14 protein-coding genes, 1 tRNA gene and 1 pseudogene are annotated in these 19633 nt (G+C 43.6%); 8 read left to right on the forward strand and 8 right to left on the reverse strand.

Going from position 1 to position 19633, the window contains the following annotated elements:
• Positions 1-55: 55 nt before the first annotated feature.
• Together K9M52_RS05200 and K9M52_RS05205 are read right to left on the reverse strand one after the other, a co-directional pair.
• Complete coding sequence (locus tag K9M52_RS05200) at positions 56-748, reverse strand: 7-carboxy-7-deazaguanine synthase QueE (RefSeq protein WP_224071000.1); 693 nt, start codon at positions 746-748, stop codon at positions 56-58.
• A gap of 10 nt (positions 749-758) precedes the next feature.
• Positions 759-1649 carry a bifunctional 5,10-methylenetetrahydrofolate dehydrogenase/5,10-methenyltetrahydrofolate cyclohydrolase gene (locus K9M52_RS05205; protein ID WP_224071001.1) on the reverse strand — a complete coding sequence of 297 codons (891 nt, stop codon included), beginning with the start codon at positions 1647-1649 and terminating at the stop codon, positions 759-761.
• A gap of 451 nt (positions 1650-2100) precedes the next feature.
• Between K9M52_RS05205 and K9M52_RS05210 the strand changes: the two genes are divergently transcribed.
• The 5 genes from K9M52_RS05210 (at position 2101) to K9M52_RS05230 (ending at position 10210) form a co-directional block, all read left to right on the forward strand.
• Positions 2101-2697, forward strand: coding sequence for a TetR/AcrR family transcriptional regulator (locus K9M52_RS05210; protein ID WP_224071002.1), 597 nt, complete (start codon positions 2101-2103; stop codon positions 2695-2697).
• 69 nt (positions 2698-2766) lie between these two features.
• The gene (locus K9M52_RS05215; RefSeq protein ID WP_224071003.1) at positions 2767-3954 is read left to right on the forward strand and encodes an efflux RND transporter periplasmic adaptor subunit; all 1188 of its coding nucleotides are present in this window, start codon (positions 2767-2769) and stop codon (positions 3952-3954) included.
• A 279-nt stretch (positions 3955-4233) separates the two neighbouring features.
• Positions 4234-7431: an efflux RND transporter permease subunit gene (locus tag K9M52_RS05220; protein WP_224071004.1), complete on the forward strand. Its 3198-nt coding sequence runs from the start codon at positions 4234-4236 to the stop codon at positions 7429-7431.
• Positions 7432-7465: 34 nt separating this feature from the next.
• Entirely contained in the window at positions 7466-8941 is a 1476-nt protein-coding gene (locus tag K9M52_RS05225) for an efflux transporter outer membrane subunit (RefSeq protein WP_224071005.1), read from the forward strand.
• Positions 8942-9142: 201 nt separating this feature from the next.
• Positions 9143-10210: an alkene reductase gene (locus tag K9M52_RS05230; protein WP_224071006.1), complete on the forward strand. Its 1068-nt coding sequence runs from the start codon at positions 9143-9145 to the stop codon at positions 10208-10210.
• A gap of 128 nt (positions 10211-10338) precedes the next feature.
• Here K9M52_RS05230 and K9M52_RS05235 read toward each other — a convergent pair whose 3' ends face one another.
• From K9M52_RS05235 to K9M52_RS05245, 3 genes are all read right to left on the reverse strand, one after another.
• Positions 10339-10884 (reverse strand): hypothetical protein, encoded by a 546-nt coding sequence (locus tag K9M52_RS05235; protein ID WP_224071007.1) that lies wholly within the window; start codon positions 10882-10884, stop codon positions 10339-10341.
• 119 nt (positions 10885-11003) lie between these two features.
• Positions 11004-12014, reverse strand: coding sequence for a tRNA (adenosine(37)-N6)-threonylcarbamoyltransferase complex transferase subunit TsaD (gene tsaD, locus K9M52_RS05240; protein WP_224071008.1), 1011 nt, complete (start codon positions 12012-12014; stop codon positions 11004-11006).
• Positions 12015-12087: 73 nt separating this feature from the next.
• The gene (locus K9M52_RS05245) at positions 12088-13329 is read right to left on the reverse strand and encodes an ABC transporter permease (protein ID WP_224071009.1); all 1242 of its coding nucleotides are present in this window, start codon (positions 13327-13329) and stop codon (positions 12088-12090) included.
• A gap of 176 nt (positions 13330-13505) precedes the next feature.
• On the opposite strand from K9M52_RS05245, the gene K9M52_RS05250 reads away from it, so the two are divergent.
• Positions 13506-13580 (forward strand) — tRNA-Pro (locus K9M52_RS05250).
• Positions 13581-14066: 486 nt separating this feature from the next.
• Here the strand turns inward: K9M52_RS05250 and K9M52_RS05255 are convergent.
• Together K9M52_RS05255 and arr are read right to left on the reverse strand one after the other, a co-directional pair.
• Positions 14067-14993, reverse strand: a complete 927-nt coding sequence (locus tag K9M52_RS05255) for an erythromycin esterase family protein (RefSeq protein WP_224071010.1) — start codon at positions 14991-14993, stop codon at positions 14067-14069.
• Positions 14994-15578: 585 nt separating this feature from the next.
• A complete protein-coding gene (arr, locus tag K9M52_RS19175; protein ID WP_394369859.1) occupies positions 15579-15992 on the reverse strand; it encodes an NAD(+)--rifampin ADP-ribosyltransferase in 414 nt (137 codons plus the stop codon).
• A 703-nt stretch (positions 15993-16695) separates the two neighbouring features.
• Between arr and K9M52_RS05265 the strand changes: the two genes are divergently transcribed.
• Both K9M52_RS05265 and K9M52_RS05270 read left to right on the forward strand, forming a co-directional pair.
• A complete protein-coding gene (locus tag K9M52_RS05265; protein WP_224071012.1) occupies positions 16696-17232 on the forward strand; it encodes a hypothetical protein in 537 nt (178 codons plus the stop codon).
• A gap of 406 nt (positions 17233-17638) precedes the next feature.
• Positions 17639-18619, forward strand: a complete 981-nt coding sequence (locus K9M52_RS05270) for a GlxA family transcriptional regulator (protein ID WP_224071013.1) — start codon at positions 17639-17641, stop codon at positions 18617-18619.
• On the opposite strand, the pseudogene gap reads toward K9M52_RS05270, so the two are convergent.
• Positions 18614-19611: pseudogene (gap, locus tag K9M52_RS05275) on the reverse strand (type I glyceraldehyde-3-phosphate dehydrogenase). The gene K9M52_RS05270 and the pseudogene gap overlap by 6 nt on opposite strands.
• Positions 19612-19633: the final 22 nt, after the last annotated feature.

A 19633-nucleotide genomic window follows, 5' to 3' on the forward strand; every position in this document is an offset into this window, starting at 1 on the left:
AAAACAAAAATGGCGATCGGAATGCTGATCGCCATTTTTGCTTCTATAAAGTCATCTACGGAACATTGATATATTTATGGACCTGTATACAGAGCCCCCACTTCGGATTTGCTTTTACATAATCGATCATCAAAGGAAGCATCTGTTTTTCTTTCGACCATTCGGGTTGCAGGTAAAGGCGGCAATGACTGCTAACCTGGGAGGCATGATCTTCGCCCCATTTAAAATCAGATTTATGATATACCACGACCTTCAGCTCCTGTGCCTTTTCGAGGACGGCGGGTAGGGGCGCTTTGAACTTTTTAGGCGAGACACAGATCCAGTCGAGGTCCCCGGAAAGCGGATAGGCTCCGGAAGTTTCGATATGCACCCTGAACCCGGCCTGGTGTAAGGCTTCGGTTAATGGCTCAAGATTATACATCAGCGGTTCTCCGCCGGTAATAACAGCGATAATATTAGAAAGATCAGGGCCCTGCCCGATTTCTGCAATCGCTTCTTTTATAATTTCCTGTACTGACTTTAGGGGATGTGCGTCCCCGTCCCAACTGTCCTTTACATCACACCAGACACATCCTACATCACAGCCACCCAGGCGTATAAAATAGGCGGCTTTCCCCTGATAGTTTCCTTCGCCCTGCAATGTATAGAACGCCTCCATCACCGGCAACAATTCGCCGGTTACTACTTGCGGGTTTTCTGTAATTGTTTGTGTTTGTGCTTCCATCTTCACAGCTCCTGTCTTCGTCACTCTACGATTTTTACCTTCTTAAGTCTTCCTGTCGATTTTCATAGGCCACCAGGGTATTTTTCAACAACCCGGCAATTGTCATAAGTCCAACACCGCCCGGCACAGGAGTAATATAAGAGGACTTGGGAGCGACAGCTTCAAAGTCAACATCCCCTTTAATACGGTATCCTTTCTTGGCAGTTGCATCTTCCACTCTGGTGATCCCCACATCAATGATGATGGCTCCGTCTTTAACCATTTCCGGCTGAACAAAGCCCGGACGCCCCAGCGCCGCCACAATGATGTCTGCCTGAAGGCAGATATCCTGAAGGTTAGGCGTGTGAGAATGACAAAGGGTAACCGTACAGTTTCCGTAAGGGTTATTGCCGCTTAACAGGATGCTCATGGGGCGCCCTACAATATTACTTCTGCCGATCACCACCGCATGTTTTCCCTTCGTTGGTATCTGATAGTGCTCCAACATCAGCATGATGCCATAAGGTGTGGCCGGAATAAAGGTGGGCATACCCAGGGTCAGGTTACCGGCGCTTACCGGGTGAAAGCCATCCACATCCTTTGTCGGATCAATCGCGGCGATTACTTTTTGTTCACTGATATGTTTGGGCAAAGGTAACTGTACTAAAATACCGTCTACTGATTGGTCCTTGTTTAATTTTTGGATTTCCGCCAGCAAATCTGCTTCAGTGATATCCAGATCGCGCCTGACCATAGTGGACTGATAACCGATTTCTGCGCAGGTTTTAACTTTACTGGCTACATAGGTCTCGGAGGCACCGTTATTGCCCACCAGAATGACCGCCAGGTGGGGTGCACGGGCACCAGTAGCGACAATTTTCTCAACTTCTGCCTTCAGTTGTTCTTTGACCGCCTTGGAGGCGACTCTACCATCTAATAATTGCATGCCGCAAAGATAATTTTTAAGATTGAATTTTCTAGGTTTAAAGCTATATTACCTTTTTATTCCTTTCGAAAGCACTGGTTGCAGCATAAGGTCTGACCATATAGTATAATCCATAACATGGGGCATTAAAGCTATTTTCAGTATCAAACCCTAAGCACCTTGAAAATCTGAGGTAGCTTTTTCAGATATAACATATACGCACGCCGTTAATCTTCGCAAAATATACGTACGTTAACGGCATTATTCGCTGCAGAACAATTTTACGTATGCCGCTATCAAACTCCAATATCGCCAAAATACAATCATATATTATTATCAATCAACAATTTAAACAAATACCGAAGTCGATTTTTTCCAGCAGTGACACGCTATTTTTCCTTATTTTTGAAAAAAAATTTGCCAGTTTAAAAAACAGTATTAATTTTGCTAACGGTGTTAACTTAATTTGATCATGGGAATAACAGAAAGAAAAGCACGACAAAAAGAAAATGTCCGCAGTCAGATCCTGGACATGGCCTGGCAAATTGTCAAGGATGAAGGCTGGCAAGCATTGTCCATTCGCAAAATTGCAGATGGGATCGAATACAGCGTGCCTGTTATTTATGATCACTTCGCCAACAAGGAAGCGATCTTATATGAGCTGTCTTTACATGGTTTTGGCTTACTCAAACAAGAGCTGGATAAAAATCTGCAAAACGCAGCAGGCCCAGAAGCATTATTAAGAGCCCATGTGGACAGTTACTGGAATTTTGCTTTCAGAAATAAGGAATATTATCAGCTGATGTATGGACTGGGTATGCCTTGCTGTGGTGCCGGCAAGATGAACTCCCAGGTGAACATCTTCCGCGATTATTCCCTGAACGCTATCGAGCAGATCATGAAAGAGCGTGGTTCCGATCCAAGTCAGCTTTGTTTTAAATCCTATGCTTTGTGGTCGATTATCCATGGATTGATCTCTATTATGCAGATGCGTGTCTCGGATATTGATGATACTCTTAATAAGCAAGTGCTCACAGAATCCCTTGAATCATTTATTCAAAATCTCTAAATCACGTAATTTTTTTTCTTATCTAAATAACACCGTTACATTTAATAACACTGTTACAAACTTGAAATCATGACCGCAAAATCACTTTTTAAACACAAAAGAGCGCATCTGCTCCTCATCGGAGCCCTGTCATTAATGGCTGCGACACTTTTATACAGATGCACCGAACCGACCGCTGCTGCCGCGGTTGGCGTGACGGCTCCCACACTGCCTGTGATTCAGGTACAAGAAGAACCCGTTAGTACATTCAGAGACTTCACCGCTACGGTAGAAGGCGCCAAAGACATAGAAATTCGTCCACAGGTAAAAGGTATTCTCAGCCGCATTTATGTTGACGAAGGTGCCTATGTTGAGAAAGGGCAGGTTTTATTTCAGATAGACAAGCGCCCCTATCAGCAATCCTATCATCAGGCGACCGCAAGACTGGCTTCTGCCGAGGCCTCTTTAAAGGTAGCCCGGATCAATGTAGACAGATTAGAACCGCTGGTCCAGAGAAAAGTCGTCTCTGATGTAGAACTACAGACCGCTCAGGCCACCTATGAACAGGCAAAAGCAGCCGTTGCTGAAGCTAAATCCCAACAGGCCATTGCCAATATCAATCTGGATTTTACCCGGATTACCGCACCAGAATCCGGATATATCAGTTCTATCCCTTATAAGACAGGTAGTCTTGTAAGTGATAGTGATCCAGAAGCGCTGACTGTTCTGTCTGAAACAAAACAGATGCATGTCTATTTCTCCATGAGTGAGAAAGATTTCATGGATTTCAAATCGGAGTATCCCGGGGCTACCATGGAAGAAAAGGTGGCTGGGGTTCCTCCGGTCGAGCTAATCCTGGCAGACGGTACAACATATGATCAAAAGGGAAAGGTAGAACTGGTAGAAGGTTCCTTTAATAAGGAAGCCGGCGCCATTAGTTTCAGGGCCTCATTTCCCAATGAACATGGTTTGTTGCGTTCAGGCAATACGGGAAAAATTCGCTTATCCGGTCAGGCGGTTCATGGCGTATTGATCCCCCAGGGAGCCACTTTCGAAATCCAGAATAAGACTTTTGCCTTCCAGCTGGCAGACAGCAACAAGGTAAAAAGCGTACCTATTCAGATCGCCGTTAAAAAAGGAAATTATTATGTACTGAAAGGAGGACTTAAGCCGGGAGACAAAATTGTCCTTCAGGGTCTGGACCGTTTAAAAAACGGCATGCAGATCGCACCGGAGGCTGTTTCAATGGATAGCCTTACCAAGGCAAATCCCTATTAATTTCCTTTAATTTCAAAATTCTCTATTCTTTCTATTAAAAAATTATAAGGACTTCTGGATTAATATCACTTAACTGCAGCAGATTAAAGCTTGTTCAGGTTCAGGGCTAAGGCCATGAAGCCTGTAAAACCTGAACAAGCCCCCGCTGCAAATCAATGCACCTGGATTCAATTTAACCACCGGAAAAATTATAAACGTCGGTGGATCAGGGAAATTATTGCCTGACATTAATTGACTTTCGGGAAACTTGAATCATGAAGTCTGTAATCCTGCATTACCATGTTAAAAAAATTCATTGAAAGACCTGTATTATCTACGGTAATATCCATATTACTGGTCTTAGTGGGCCTGATTGCCCTCTTTACACTACCGATTACGCAGTTTCCGGATATCGCACCACCTACTGTTCAGGTGACTGCCAGTTATCCTGGCGCTAATGCGGAAGTCGTCGCACGGTCTGTTGCTACACCTATAGAAGAAGCCGTCAACGGAGTGGAAAATATGACCTATATGACTTCCAACTCCTCTAATGACGGTACCATGACCCTGAATGTCTACTTTAAACAGGGAACTGATCCTGATATCGCCGCTGTCAACGTCCAGAACAGGGTATCAAAAGCGACCAGCCAGGTTCCACAGGAAGTCATTCAGGCCGGCATCTCTACGCAAAAACAACAAAACAGTATCATTATGTTCCTTGCCCTCAGCAGTAAGGATAGCAGTTATGACGAGGCGTTTTTGCAGAACTACATTAAGATCAATTTAATTCCACAACTTCAGCGTATCCCCGGCGTCGCACAGGCACAGCCTTTTGGCAGCAGGGATTACTCCATGCGGATCTGGCTGAAACCTGACCGGTTAACGTCCTACGGGCTTTCTCCGGAGGATGTCACAAAAGCCATTCAAAACCAGAGTCAGGAAGCAGCTCCGGGAAGACTGGGTCAAAGCTCTGATGAAGTATTTGAATATGTTTTAAAATATCGGGGAAAACTCAACCAGGCTGCCGACTACGAAAACATTATCGTAAAAGCGGGGGCAGACGGTGCACTCATCCGGTTAAAAGATGTAGCCCGGGTTGAATTAGGATCATTTACTTATTCTTCCAATAGCCAGCTAAACGGCCACCCCACTTCCGGTATCGCAATCTATCAGACAGCGGGCTCTAACGCCAATGATATCCTGACGGAGATAGAAAGGCAATCTAAGGAATTTTCGAAAGACCTGCCGGAAGGCATTTCTATCACCACGATGTATAATTCTAAGGAATTTCTGGATAGCTCTATTCATCAGGTGGTAGAAACTTTGGTGGAAGCGTTCATCCTGGTTTTTATCGTGGTATTTGTCTTTCTGCAAGACCTGCGCTCGACGCTGATTCCGGCTATTGCGGTGCCAGTGGCTATTATCGGCACCTTCTTCTTCATGAAGCTCTTCGGTTTCAGTATAAACTTATTAACCTTATTTGCACTGGTGCTGGCCATCGGTATTGTAGTGGATGATGCCATTGTGGTGGTAGAAGCTGTCCATGCCAAAATGGAAACGACCAGTCTTACAGCCAGAAATGCCACCCTTCAGTCCATGCGGGAGATTTCGGGAGCGATCATTTCTATCACACTGGTTATGGCAGCGGTATTTATTCCGGTTGGTTTTATGGAAGGTCCGGCTGGCGTATTCTACCGGCAATTTGCCTTTACACTCGCCATTGCTATCCTGATTTCTGCCCTGAATGCATTGACGCTAAGCCCGGCCCTGAGTGCTTTGATCCTGAAAGGGCACGCTGACAAAGCGCCGGGAGAAGTTCAGAAAAAGCAAAAGAAAGGAACTGTTGGCAAACGCTTTTTCGCGGCCTTTAATGCCGGTTTTCAGGCGCTTACAGAAAGATATCTTTCTGCCATCCGCTTGCTGATCAAAAGAAAGTGGCTGGCTATCGGATTTCTGATTGCCATAACAGGGGCTACCTGGTGGATGGCACAACGAACACCAAGCGGCTTTATTCCAACAGAAGATCAGGGCTTCTTACTTTATGCAGTCAATACACCTCCGGGCAGCTCGCTTTCCACAACGCATAAAGCGATGGAACAAATTGACAGCATTGTGATGCATCAACCCTTTACCGCCAACCATTATACGGTAGAAGGTCTGAACTTTATCTCTAATGCAAATGCCGCTCCTTATGGTGCAGGTTTTATAAGGATGAAGGATGCAAAAGATCGTGGTCCGCTTAAAAGCTATGACCAGATCGCAGCGGCGATGACTCAGAAAGTAGCCGCGGAAGTTAAAGGAGCCAGTGCCTTCTTCTTCACCTTTCCCACGATCCAGGGATTTGGTAACGTCAGCGGTTTTGAGTTCATGCTACAGGACAGAGGATACGGCACACTCGGCAACCTGGATACCGTTGCACATGCTTTTATCGGTGAATTAATGAAGCGAAAAGAAATCGCCTATGCCTTTACGACATACTCTGCGGGCAACCCGCAATATGAACTGGTCATTGATGACGAAAAAGCGTTACAGCTGGACGTTTCCGTAGGGAATTTGCTTAGAACACTACAAGTTTATTATGGCAGCAGCTTTGTGGATGACTTCAACCGTTTCGGCAAATATTACCGGGTCATCGCCCAGGCAGATGTTCCATACAGAATGGATGAAAACTCGCTGAATGGCATATATGTCAAAAGCAAAGATGGCAAGATGGTGCCGGCCAATCTGCTGGTACACTTTAAACGAACCTATGGTCCCGAAACTGTCACCCGTAATAACCTCTTTAATGCTGTCACCATCAACGGTGTACCCACGCCTGGATACAGTACCGGTGATGCAATTGAGGCAATTAAAGAAACGGCTGCAAGCTTCCTGCCCAATAACTTCCACTATGAATGGACAGGTATGACCAGAGAAGAAATTAATTCCGGGTCTCAGATTATACTGATATTTATCATGAGTCTGGTCTTTGTGTACTTTTTGTTGTCTGCCCAATATGAAAGTTATATTCTGCCGCTGGCCATCATATTAACCATCCCTCTTGGTGTGTTTGGTGTCATGGGCTTTATTAATCTCTTTGGTATTGATAATAATATTTATGTGCAAGTCTGTCTCATCATGCTGATCGGCCTGTTGGCTAAAAATGCGATCCTGATCGTCGAATATGCCGTGCAGCGCAGAAAAGCAGGTATGCCGCTGGTGCAATCAGCACTTGAAGCGTCTAAGCTTCGTTTACGTCCTATTCTGATGACTTCGTTTGCCTTTATCGCAGGCTTGTTACCACTGATGCGGGCCACAGGTGCGTCAGCACTGGGCAACCGGTCTATCGGTACGGGCGCTGTAGGAGGAATGCTTACAGGGGTCTTATTGGGTATTTTCATTATCCCCGTGCTTTATGTAATCTTCCAATATCTGCAGGAAAAGATAAGTGGGCCGGCCAGGCAAAAAAGGCTGGCTGCCGCTGCCGCAAATCAGGAAATATCAGACCAGTCAGCGTAAACCATTATCAGCACAATAATTAAATAGATTTTCAATGAATACATACATTCAATATAAAAAAGCTTCTCCTTTAATGATTAGTATCAGGCTGCTTTTTATCCTGGCGCTCATGGCTTTCTGGGTTGCCTGTAAAACACCTGCAGCATTGCAAGGGAAGGATGAACCGCAGGCAATCCCCAGTGTTTACAGTCCGGCGGTCACAACCGGTGAATTAAAAGCATTTGACAGTACAGCTAATCTGGCCAGCCTTCCCTGGGAAGAGTTCTTTAAGGATTCCAGTCTTAGACGACTCATTCAACAAGGCCTGGCTTATAACTATGATCTTAAAAGAGCCATCAACCGGCTGGATATTGCCCGCGTGAATCTGAAACAGGCAAAGCTGTTACAGCTACCTAGCTTGGGCATATCAGCGGATGGAAATTATAACCGGTTTTCTGATAATGGCTTAACAGGAAGCAGTATGTCAGGTGCAGGTATTCATCATTATGAAGACTATAACCTGCAACTGCAGCTTTCATGGGAAGCTGATATCTGGGGCAAGATCCGTAACCAGCAAAAATATGCGTTGGAAGACTATCTGAGAACCGGTGAAGCCGGGCAAGCCATCCGCACGCAGCTCATTGCTGACATCGCTAAAGGTTATTACAACCTTCTTATTCTGGAAAGACAATATCAGATCGCGACCTCCAGTCTGATCCTGGCAGATAGCACGCTCGAATTGACCCGATTGCTTAAAGCCGCCGGTAAGACCAACCAGCTCTCCGTTCAGCAGACCGCTGCACAAAGAGAAACAGTCGCTTTATTACTGCCCGATCTGGAAGACCAGATCGCAGCCCAGCAAAATGCGCTACGGGAACTAACGGGCGCCATGCCCGGCAGTATCGGAGATCATGGCCAGTTAGATGATGTACAATTGCCCGGCGTTATTCAAACGGGTGCACCGGCAGACTTGCTGAGCAACCGCCCTGATGTCAGAACGGTCGAGCTATCGCTAAAAATGGCCATCAGTAAAATAGGGGTGGCAAAAGCCAACCTTTATCCATCGCTGCGTATTACAGCAGCCGGAGGGGTTGAGTCGCTCAAAACAAGCAATTGGTTCAACCTGCCAGCGTCTTTATTCGGCATGGTCGCTGGCAGTATTCTGCAACCCGTATTCCAGCAAGGTGCGTTAAAAAGAGATTACAAAGTGGCACAATTGGAAAAGGAAGATGCGGTTCTGGCCTTCAGGGCATCCGTATTACATGCTGTGACAGAAGTCACCGATGCCTTAACCCACTACCAGAAATTAAATAGCCAATCCATTATGGCGGAGCGGCAGGTAGATACCCTGCAACAGGGTGCAGAAAATGCTTCTCTTCTCTATAAAAGCGGCCTGGCAAATTATCTGGAAGTCATCAGCGCGCAGAACAACTCTCTGCAGGCAGAATTGAACCTGGCGTCTATCCACGGCAGAGAGCTGATCGCTGCAGTTGACATTTATCGCAGCCTGGGTGGTGGAAGAAAGCATTAATCATCTCCTAAAATTTAAAACGATAAACAGACCGTCTAAGATGTTTTGCAGGTTTTAGTTAAACAAAGGTGCCGTACATGGCAACATTTGAATATAATATGCGGCACCTTTCCTTTTTGAAAATAACAATCTTTTTAAAGCGCTGTCCGTTATAGCGGACTTGGCTTTCTTCAGTTAATATTAAAAACTAAATAAAAATCAATGGAAAAAATATTTACACCATTTGATAAAAATGGTTGGCAGTTAAAAAATCATATTGTTATGGCACCTATGACCCGCTCCAGAGCCATCGGGAATATTCCCAATGAGCTTATGGCCACCTATTACGGTCAGCGTACTGAGGCGGGTCTTATTATTTCTGAGGCCACAGCCGTCAGTCCGGATTCATTAGGGTATACAAGGATCCCGGGGATATTCAATCAGGCACAAATAGAAGGCTGGAAAAAAATCACTAGCACAGTGCATCAGAACGGTTCAAAAATATTTTTACAGATCGTCCATGCCGGCAGAATCGGGCACATCGATAATTTGCCGGAAGGTGCGAGACTGGTCGGCGTTTCTGATATTGCAGCCAACGGCCAAATCTTTACGGATACCCGGCAAATGCAAGATTTTTCCCAGCCTTATCCATTGAATACTTCTGAAGTAGAATCAATTATTGATACGTTTGTAACCGCCGCCAGAAATGCCATTCAGGCTGGATTTGACGGTGTCGAACTACACAGTGCCAATGGCTACCTGATGGAACAGTTTTTAAACCCTCATATCAATAACAGAACAGATCGCTTTGGAGGAAGTATTGAAAACAGGAGCCGCTTTGTACTCGCCATCGCCAGTAAAGTTGCCGCAGCCATCGGAAAGTCAAATGTAGGCATCCGGCTCTCCCCGTATTCAACGATCAATGATCTTCCCTCCTATGACAGTACTCAAGTACATGAAACCTATACCTATCTGGCGGAAAAGTTAAATGATATTGGTCTAAGGTACATACATATTGCATCTAACCCTGACGCAGACCGCGCCACCTATAAAGCGTTCCGGGACCTGTTCTCCGGTATTCTGATATACTGTAATGGCTTAGATCAAGGACGTGCCGAAGCGTTGTTGCAGGAAGGTGCCGCTGACCTGGTCGGCTTTGGCAGGCACTTTATTTCGAATCCGGATCTCATTTCAAAAATGCAGCAAAATGTTCAGCTTGTGGAACCGGATTATGCCACCTTTTACGCTGCGGGTGAGCAAGGCTATACAGACTATTCCTTCCTGAACTGAGTTGATGAGGGTTTTTTCTCATTTCCCTAATCCATTATTTGTGTTCAGGATGTCTACCATAAATAGAATGAGGTGCTCCCTTTAAAAAGGCCGCACCTCATTTTTTTTATAACAGAAAGCTATGCCGCTTACTGACGCGTGAACTCATAATATACATAGGCGGTCTGACCGTCCACGTTCACAGGAGACACTAAGGTAAATCCCTGCGGTGTTACATCTGTAATATCCAGCATATACCCTGCGGTCACCCTTTTTGCCTTTTGTCCGTCTATGATTTTCAGCTGAAATTTCTTTTGCCCGCTTTGGTCTGTTCTGACCGACCAAACAATATTACGGACACCAGCGTAACAATCCCCATTGTCTTGTATAGTATAGGTGCCATATCCGTTATGGGGCAAATTCCAGAGGCTGCCTATAAAGCAATTGGGAGTAACATCATCAAAAACAGTTGTTTCCAGTTTGACTTTAGTGAGTATAGTAGCGGAGGTATTGCCTGCATCATCGAAAGTCTCTTTATGAGTGGTGGAGGCTGTGTTCACACCTTCTACCCGGACATCCGTTACGGAATAGTTACCATTCAGATTAATTTTATTAATGGTATGGGATGTTGTAGAACAAGAAACAAAAAACAATACAGTAAAGGCCATCAGTAAGATTCCGAAATGTTTTTTCATGCTTTTAGTTTTAATATGAAACGTATTATAATCAATAGATTGTATAACTAATGGTGGGTTTAATCCCAAAATAAGCATTTTTCATAATGCAATTGAAGTGCCAAAAATGCTTTTCCGGCTTACCAGCTGGCTCTGGCCGTTGGGCTTACGTCCATAGAAGCAAAGTCTCCGGCCTGATATTTATAGTAGCCTGTCATGGCAATCATTCCCGCATTATCTACACAGTATTGAAAATCAGGACGATAAGTAGAAACATTCAACTCTTGCCCCAGATTTTCAAGGGCGGTCCTCAGACCGCTGTTAGCACTGACTCCTCCGGCAATGCAAACATGACTTATGCCTGTCTCTTTAATGGCTTTCTTCAGTTTTTTTATAAGGACTTCAATAATGGTATATTGAATGGAAGCGGCAAGGTCCGGAAGATGATCACGTACAAAATTTGGATCTTCCTGCTGTTGCTTCTGCAAAAAGTAAAGTACGGATGTCTTGACGCCGCTGAAACTAAAATTTAAACCCGGCACCTGAGGTTTAGCAAACGAAAAGGCTAAGGGATCCCCTTGCGCTGCATACTTGTCAATCAAGGGGCCTCCTGGATAAGGCAATCCAAGGATCTTAGCCGTTTTATCAAATGCCTCTCCGGCCGCATCGTCAATGGTTTCGCCCAATACCTCCATTTTGAGGGGACTGCTGGCTTTTACTATTTGGGTATGACCGCCGCTAACCGTCAGACATAAAAAAGGAAATTCAGGTGTATGCTCCCCTATCAAATTAGCCAATACATGTGCCTGCATATGATGTACAGCTATCAGTGGTTTGCCTAATGCCAAAGCCGTAGATTTAGCAAATTGTGCTCCGACCAGCAAGCTGCCAATTAACCCGGGCGCCTGGGTAAAAGCGACCGCATCAATTTCATTTAAGGACCTGCCTGATTCCTTCAACGCGGTATCGACAACAGGGACGATATTCTGAATATGTGCCCTGCTGGCCAGCTCCGGCACCACTCCGCCATATTTTTCATGTATTTTTTGTGTGGCAATAACATTTGATAATATTTTACCATCCACGCAAATGGAGGCACTGGTTTCATCACAGGAGCTTTCAATTCCAAGTATGGTAACGGAAGTGGGCATAATTTGAATAATAATACTATAGCAGCAAAATTAGCCTAATATCCGCCCATTTTCCAAAATATTTCCAGGGAAGTTAATTGCTTCGAATGGCGACAACCGGATTCAATCTTGCGGCAATGGTGGCCGGAATAATGCCGGAAAGTACGCCCAGGCAAATACAAATCGAGAAAGCCAAAACAATGATGCTTCCGGCAATGCCAATCGGGAAAGGCAATATCGGGCCAAGGACCAGGGTAAGTATCCAGACAAGAAAGAGCCCAATAAGCCCTCCGATAATGCAAAGGAAGGCGCTTTCTATCAAAAATTCCGTCATTATCGTTCGACTTTTCGCTCCAATGGCCTTTTTAAGACCGATTTGACTCCGTCTTTCCCGTACCGTTACAAACATAATATTCGCGATACCGAAGCCCCCAACCAGCAGTGACAAACCTGCAATAGCCCATCCGCCCAAATTCAGGGAAGCAAAGACGGTATCAATCTGTTCTCTGAATAAGTTAATATCGTTTAAGGCAAAATTGTCGTCTTCTCTGGGGCTTAGCCTTCTGACTTGCCGCATTAGCCCTCTCAGTTCATCAATTAGTGCAGAATTAGGCACGCCTTCTTTGCCTTTAACAAAGATCTGCGGGCTTAATTTTTCTGCGTCATAAATGCTGGCAAAATAATTATAGGGGACGACAATACTCTCATCAAACTGAAAGATATTAATCATTTGTCCCTGCTTCTTAATCACGCCTATCACATTCACTTTTTTCCCGTCAATGCTGATTTTCTTCCCCACTGCCAGTTCCGGGCGTTTGAATAACTGCGTGGCCACCTCCTGCCCTATCACAGCTACCGCCATTCCTCTTTTAAACTCACTGGGATTCAGATACCTGCCAAATTCAATATCTACGGTCTGGACCATATTAAATTCCTCGGAAGTTCCATAGATATTGCCGCCGTAGGTATTGTCTTTATAAGTCAGATTACCATTAGTATTATTGAGATAATACATATGTTCAGCGTATCCGGTATGTTTCTTCAGAAATTCGAATTCATCATATTTGACTTCCGGCCGGTTAATGAATTTCCACCAGGGATAGTCGCTCGTGTTCAGAAACTCCCATTTACCGACCTGGACCGTGTTAGAACCCAGTTCATTCATATCCGATTGTACCTTCTGCTTGAGGCTGTTGACCAGCGCCAGCACCCCGATTATGCAAAAAATCCCAATGGTAATACCAAACAAAGAAAGGAAGGTCCTCAGTTTGTTCACCTTCAGTTCCTGAAGGGCCATCAGGAAACTATTCCATAAAATTCTTAATAATTTTTGCATAATCTTCACCCCAAACCTACTGCAAAATTCCTTGTACCAGTCAAATTTAGCCAAATTTTGGATGGATGGATGATAACAAGGTTATTTGGTCTGCAACCAGATTTTTTTTCAATATTTTTTTGGTTGTAATTATTATTAGATTACTTTTGCATCCCGCTAACGAAAGAAAGCGGAATCGGGGCGTAGCGTAGCCCGGTCATCGCGCCTGGTTTGGGACCAGGAGGTCGCAAGTTCGAATCTTGCCGCCCCGACTTAACGGGATAAAGTAAAATATACTTTGTCCCGTTTTTGTTTTCTGCCATTTTTAGCATGTGTAGTGGATCACTGCATAACTAAGACCTCTAAAGTAAATTCCAAAAATTTAAACACCCTGGGTTGCTATTGAGATTCCGTTAGTCTAGCTGTTTTGTATTTTCTTAATAGCTCTCACAGGACAATGCCTTATCAATATAAATTATTCCGTCAAAAATTTTATGCCAATAAGATGTCAGATAATAACCTAATAACTTACTTCGGTATTTTGCTTTACCTAATGGGTTTATCGCTTTTATAGGTTGCAAGTTGACGAAACTATATTTAATACCTTGTTTATGAATCCAGTCTTCTAAACTATTCCGTTTCTTGAGTATGATACCTTCAGAACCTAATCCATAGTATGAAGTTAAACCAATAACATATGTTTTATTTCTAAAAACAGAGTCACGATCTAACAATAACCCCATGGAAAAAAGGCTTTCTCATATCTTTATTGAGGCCTTCATCCGAATTTTTAGAAACATGCATATTGTGTGCCCAAACGATAATTTTTTTTCCGCGTATTTATGTAATAAAAGCCATTTCAAGTTATCTGCCATCATTTGGTCTCTTATCTTATCTGCATGATAAGTCCACCTTTTATTATCTAACTGATAATATGCCAGTTGTTGAAGAGCGAAGCGATTGATGCATTTTACGACCCTTCCGTAGAAGCTACTTCCTTTACCAGCTAGCTGATCTAAAATAGTATTCGAATAGTCAACTACTTTCTTAAAATCACTAGTATCCTTTTTTTTAAGATTAATGATAGTATCACATAATGATATAAATTCAGCATATTGACCGGTCTTTGCAAATTGTATATTCTGGCTGTCCAAATATCGCTTCAGTGTCTTACGTAAGTACTTCTGAGAGTAGACAGATGCCAATTGGCTGTCGAATCCCGTTACAAATAGTGGATTAGATGTTGTCTCTTTAGCTTTTATATACTTAAACAAAGGAGCACAAGCTTCACACATTATCCACATTGGAAATATCGATAATCTACGGACTGAATCGCCTGGTATAGCAGAAAAACCAAGGTCTTCTGGTTCATTATTAAGCCCAAAAAAATCACTTTCGAATGCTATAACGGTGAAACCCTTCTTTTCATATAAGTATCTAATAATTCTGGCTTTGGCTTCAAAATCGGATCCATTTCTATGTGACGATTCGCCTAGCATGACAATTCTTTTATCTCCTATTGCACTTCCAAGGCTATCTAAATCTTGAAAATTCTCGTTATCAAAATCAAAATTGGTAATTACGTTCTCGTGACTTGTTATATAACTTTTAATGTCATCTTGACTGAACACATTGCTTAAAAAACATGTAATTAATATTGTCGCAATTGTAATGGTTCTAAACATCAATTAAATTTTGTGCTCTCCCCCTGTAAGTATTTTTAAATCAAAAAAAATTAGTTTTTTTATTGTTTAAATAAAAGTAGAACATTTGACTAATAGTAAAGTAACAAGCCCCCTAAACCTTATTAAAACGTTAACAGCCAATCTTGTGCCTAAAAGCGCGAACACTATAAACAAACACTAATTATACAGCAGCAAATTGTAATGCTCGTTATACGTATAACTGGACAAACATTCATATTCCTTCACTCAAGACAAATAGCACGCATACGGGAATTAAGGCATTAAAATCATTGACGGCCACAACTGAATCAATCATACAAAGAGTACACTCGGGAAAACTGAAAAAATGGCATCTTAGGCAACATATAAACTGGCTTTCTATAGGGAAGGGAAAGTGGGGATGCTGATAGCAACAGGTCCCGATTTTTTTCAAGAATCTCCAATCATCGTAATCCGTAAAGACGGTCTGGCAATTTATCCTTACGTTTTCTACCACCCCCAGCCCGGCGCGCCACTTGAAGTGAAGAGGTAAAGCCTTACTATATAGAAAATATAGCTCCGAATTGTATCAGCAATCGGTTCAATTCAATTGATAATTTCGCCTTTGCTTCCGGACAGCTTTTTATTCCATTGCTGAAGCTCTTGTGCTGTCACTCTTTTCCAGTCTGCCACTTCTCCGATAATTCTTAACGGCTCGAGGCTTCGATAGGAACGCGTTGGATTGCCCGGGAATTTCTTATCCGTAACATTCGGATCATTTTCAAAACTGCCAGTAGGTTCAACAATATAGACATGCTGCACACCCTCTCCTGTCGCTAACGCTGCCGCCAGTCCGGCACCGTTGACCAAGGCCGTAAAATAAATATGATTCATTATAAGATCGCTCTTATAATTAGACCTGCCTCCCGGCGTCAGCAAATCCCCTATTTGCAAAGCTGCTTTTGTCCCATGGTAAAAAGGGCCCTGATCATATATCTTACCTTTAAAGTCACTGGCCATCGCACGGCTTTTATCTTCATTTTCAGTGTCTCCCAACTCCGCGTAACATTCGGCGACCTGAGAATACAAGGTTGACAAACTCGCCTTTACCCAATCCCCATCTACGGAAAATGCAAACTGCAAGGCCGTCTGCAGCCATTTCAACCGATCAGTCACGGCTTTCTGATAACGAGCAACAAAATAGGCAGCAGTAAATTTTTCAAAGCCATCTATCGCTTCACTCCAGGCCTGCAAAGACAAAGCTTTTGCCTCTTCCATCTGACCTTTTTCTTCCATAGCCATGGCTTGAAGGCAGCGTTGAATAATCTTATTATTGGGACTGAATTCCATGAGTTGGGTATTTTTCAGTGATTAGTTTGAACTATTGTGCTGTCCACCGGCATAACTACTTCTTCCGACAAATTATCTGCCTCAAATATAAAACTTTTTCGTTCATCTACTGAATGTCTACACATTTCTATTGTAGATGCAGCGCACGCGCTCCCTGAGGGAAGCGACAGTAGATAGGCCATTCCCCTTAAAAACAAACTTCACGTCTGCAAAAGTTGTTCATCAGTTCATCAACAATCCTTATTTTTGAATTCAAATGATCTTATCCCGTACGTACAACTTATAACCAAAGCGCTCAACTATTATGCTTAGAATACTGTGGTACATATTCTGCATTGTGTTATTGCTGTTTGACAATATACAAAATAGGAGTATGAATTGTAACCAATCTCTTTTAGTTCAGCCATATAGCAAAACCGACACGACGCAGCTCTATAGAAATGAAAAATCATATACAAAAGTGGACTTCAACCGCGCTGTTCTTAAAGGGGCCGACGAAGTTGAAGTATCCAACAGTTATGATGCCATCACCAAAGACAATGTACTTGGAGGCATTTATTTTAATAGCATGCAATACCGGAATGAAATACGCCATTTTCTTGGCTCAACACAGTACACAACAGATCAGAAGTTGATCGTCGTCTGCCTGATGCAAAATTTACCATTGAAAGAATATTTAAAAATATGTAAATATTGCGCGGAACTGTTACGGAACAACAAGATCGAAGAAGAAGTACTGATGTGGACAATTGCCCCCAATTTTGGCAAAAGGCAAATCATTACCAGGAGTTATCAAGACCCGGAAGTAATGGCTACTTTAAAAGATATTCGTTCCATTCAAGGTCTTTCAAGAACCACAAAACGGGTCATTAATCAAATTCTGACCGGAGAGGAAACAAAATTTCTGTAACCACACTGAAGGCTATTTTTTTTTCAGCTGTCCTATCAAGACGCAAGCTTTTAATCTCGACACGGTTTTTTCAATCGTAAAAATCCTCATGTCTAGTACATGTCGTATTGCAGTTCCTAAATTTGGCTGATTATAAGTCTTTACCCAGCCAAATTTGGTGTTTTATATGCATTTTTGGCTGACTATAGGTCTATACCTAGCCAAATTTGGTGTTTTATATGCTCTTTTGGCCAACTATAAGTCTTTAGCCAGCCAAATTAATATTTTCATGCTTCTATCAGGTATCGCCATATTGCCAACCCGATTTAACCTCTCTTCAATTTAAAATAATTGCTTATTTTTGTCCTAAATTGAGTTTATAATCTTTTTTAAGACAAAAAAGCAATCCGTTAACCGCATTCCATTTATGAAACATATTGTCATACTGGTACCACCCCAAACCTCCATCTTAGATGTAACAGGGCCGCTGGAAGTATTGTCAAAAGCCAATAGCTGCCTGGCATCTGAAGGACAGTCCCAGCCTTACTATAATATTCATCTTATATCTACCGATGGGACAACGATTGTTCCGACAACCAGCGGTATGCCGGTCATTTGCGAGGGAGGACACGCTGCCGTATTCTATGCAATAGATACGCTTATCATCGCCGGGCGGGGTGTATACAACAACATTGCCCCGGGAGAGATTTTGGAGTGGATCAGGGCGGTAGCTAAAAAAAGACCGAAAACAAGAATAGCTTCCGTTTGCGCCGGCGCTTTTATTCTTGCCCAAACCGGGCTCCTGAACGGACGTCGGGCCACAACACACTGGATGTTATGCGAGCAAATGGCCGCCACTTTTCCGAAGATACAGGTTGAAAATGATCCTATTTATATTAAAGATGACAATTTCTACACCTCTGCGGGCATTTCCACCGGCATTGATTTGACGCTGAGCTTGGTGGAAGAAGACCTGGGAAGGGATATCGCGATGGAGGTGGCCCGTATGTTAGTATTATATCTGAAAAGACCTGGTAATCAGTCACAGTTTAGTAATATGCTGAAAATCCAGGCAAGCGATCATGTGCCTATCCGGCAAATCACCCAGTTTATCCAGGAAAATACCGATAAAGATTTGTCGGTGGAAAGGCTTGCAGAAAGAATGTCCATGAGTGGCAGAAATTTCTCACGCATTTTTACCAGGGAAACAGGTATGTCTCCTGCCAAATACATTGAGAAAGTCAGGGTCGAAGCGGCGCGGCGCCGGTTAGAAGAAAGCAATTTAAGCCTGGATCAAATTGCCCAGGCATGTGGGCTGGCAGGAGCAAATGGACTACGCAGACTCTTTATACGCCATTTGAATACCAGCCCGGGGCTTTATCGAAAAAATTTTACAACACGGCTATAACGCTCCCCAGTATCGGATCAACCGGTCCAGCTGTGAGACAAAGGACATCTCATTATCATACCAGGCAGCCGTTTTTACAAGTTGACGATGACCGCTGCCTATCACCTTTGTCTGGGTCGCATCGAAAAGGGATCCAAAAGACGACCCCAGTATGTCCTGAGAGACAATAGGGTCATCATTATAGCCAAAGGATTCGTTTGCCCTGCTCTTTATAACCGCATTGATCTCAGCTTCGGAAGTTTCCCGTCCCAGGATCGTATATAGTTCGACCAGCGAGCCGGCATGGACCGGCACTCTCTGTGATGCACCGTCCAGTTTGCCGTCTAACTCGGGGATAACCAAACCGATCGCTTTTGCGGCACCTGTAGATAAGGAATAATACTGTCTGCCGCCGCCCTGGATTTACGAAATACGCCCTTTCTATCTGCGGTATCCATCAAAGGCTGTGCGTTTGTATAGGCGTGAATGGTGGTCATCTGCCCGGATAGTATCCCGAAATGATCCTGCAGGCTTTTGGCCAGCGGTGCCAGACAATTGGTCGTACAGGACGCGGCACTGACCAGTCGATCCTCGCTGTTGAGAATACTGTGGTTGACATTATAAACAACAGTTTTCACATCTTTGCCTGCAGGAGCAGATACAAGCACTTTTCCCGCACCGGCCGCTAAATGTGCGGAGGCGCCTTCACGGGTCGCAAAAAACCCTGTGCATTCAATAACCATATCGATATGGAGTGCCTTCCAGGCAAGGGTAGCAGGATCGCTTTCAGAAAACACGGCAATACGCTGACTGTCAACTAACAACGCCTCTTTTTCAGCATCAACCGGATACTGGAAAATTCCCTGGATGGAATCATACTTCAGCAAATAAGCCAGCATTGAAGGCGTGCCCAAATCATTGACGGCTACAATTTGTATATCCTGCTGACCAAACAACTTACGGAAGGTCAGGCGTCCGATCCGCCCGAATCCATTAATGGCTATTCTTAACATCTTTGATAAATTTTATTTATAC

Origin of the sequence: Arachidicoccus terrestris (assembly GCF_020042345.1) — a bacterium.
GTDB classification, from domain to species: Bacteria; Bacteroidota; Bacteroidia; order Chitinophagales; family Chitinophagaceae; genus Arachidicoccus; species Arachidicoccus terrestris.

Coding starts and splice junctions, on each gene's coding strand:
- arr (WP_394369859.1), bottom strand. CDS start 15,992: ATGGCCAGTGACTTTAAAGGTAAGATATATGATCAGGGCCCTTTTTAC.
- tsaD (WP_224071008.1), bottom strand. CDS start 12,014: ATGCCCACTTCCGTTACCATACTTGGAATTGAAAGCTCCTGTGATGAA.
- K9M52_RS05205 (WP_224071001.1), bottom strand. CDS start 1,649: ATGCAATTATTAGATGGTAGAGTCGCCTCCAAGGCGGTCAAAGAACAA.
- K9M52_RS05255 (WP_224071010.1), bottom strand. CDS start 14,993: ATGTTTAGAACCATTACAATTGCGACAATATTAATTACATGTTTTTTA.
- K9M52_RS05270 (WP_224071013.1), top strand. CDS start 17,639: ATGAAACATATTGTCATACTGGTACCACCCCAAACCTCCATCTTAGAT.
- K9M52_RS05230 (WP_224071006.1), top strand. CDS start 9,143: ATGGAAAAAATATTTACACCATTTGATAAAAATGGTTGGCAGTTAAAA.
- K9M52_RS05220 (WP_224071004.1), top strand. CDS start 4,234: ATGTTAAAAAAATTCATTGAAAGACCTGTATTATCTACGGTAATATCC.
- K9M52_RS05235 (WP_224071007.1), bottom strand. CDS start 10,884: ATGAAAAAACATTTCGGAATCTTACTGATGGCCTTTACTGTATTGTTT.
- K9M52_RS05210 (WP_224071002.1), top strand. CDS start 2,101: ATGGGAATAACAGAAAGAAAAGCACGACAAAAAGAAAATGTCCGCAGT.
- K9M52_RS05245 (WP_224071009.1), bottom strand. CDS start 13,329: ATGCAAAAATTATTAAGAATTTTATGGAATAGTTTCCTGATGGCCCTT.
- K9M52_RS05225 (WP_224071005.1), top strand. CDS start 7,466: ATGAATACATACATTCAATATAAAAAAGCTTCTCCTTTAATGATTAGT.
- K9M52_RS05265 (WP_224071012.1), top strand. CDS start 16,696: ATGAATTGTAACCAATCTCTTTTAGTTCAGCCATATAGCAAAACCGAC.
- K9M52_RS05215 (WP_224071003.1), top strand. CDS start 2,767: ATGACCGCAAAATCACTTTTTAAACACAAAAGAGCGCATCTGCTCCTC.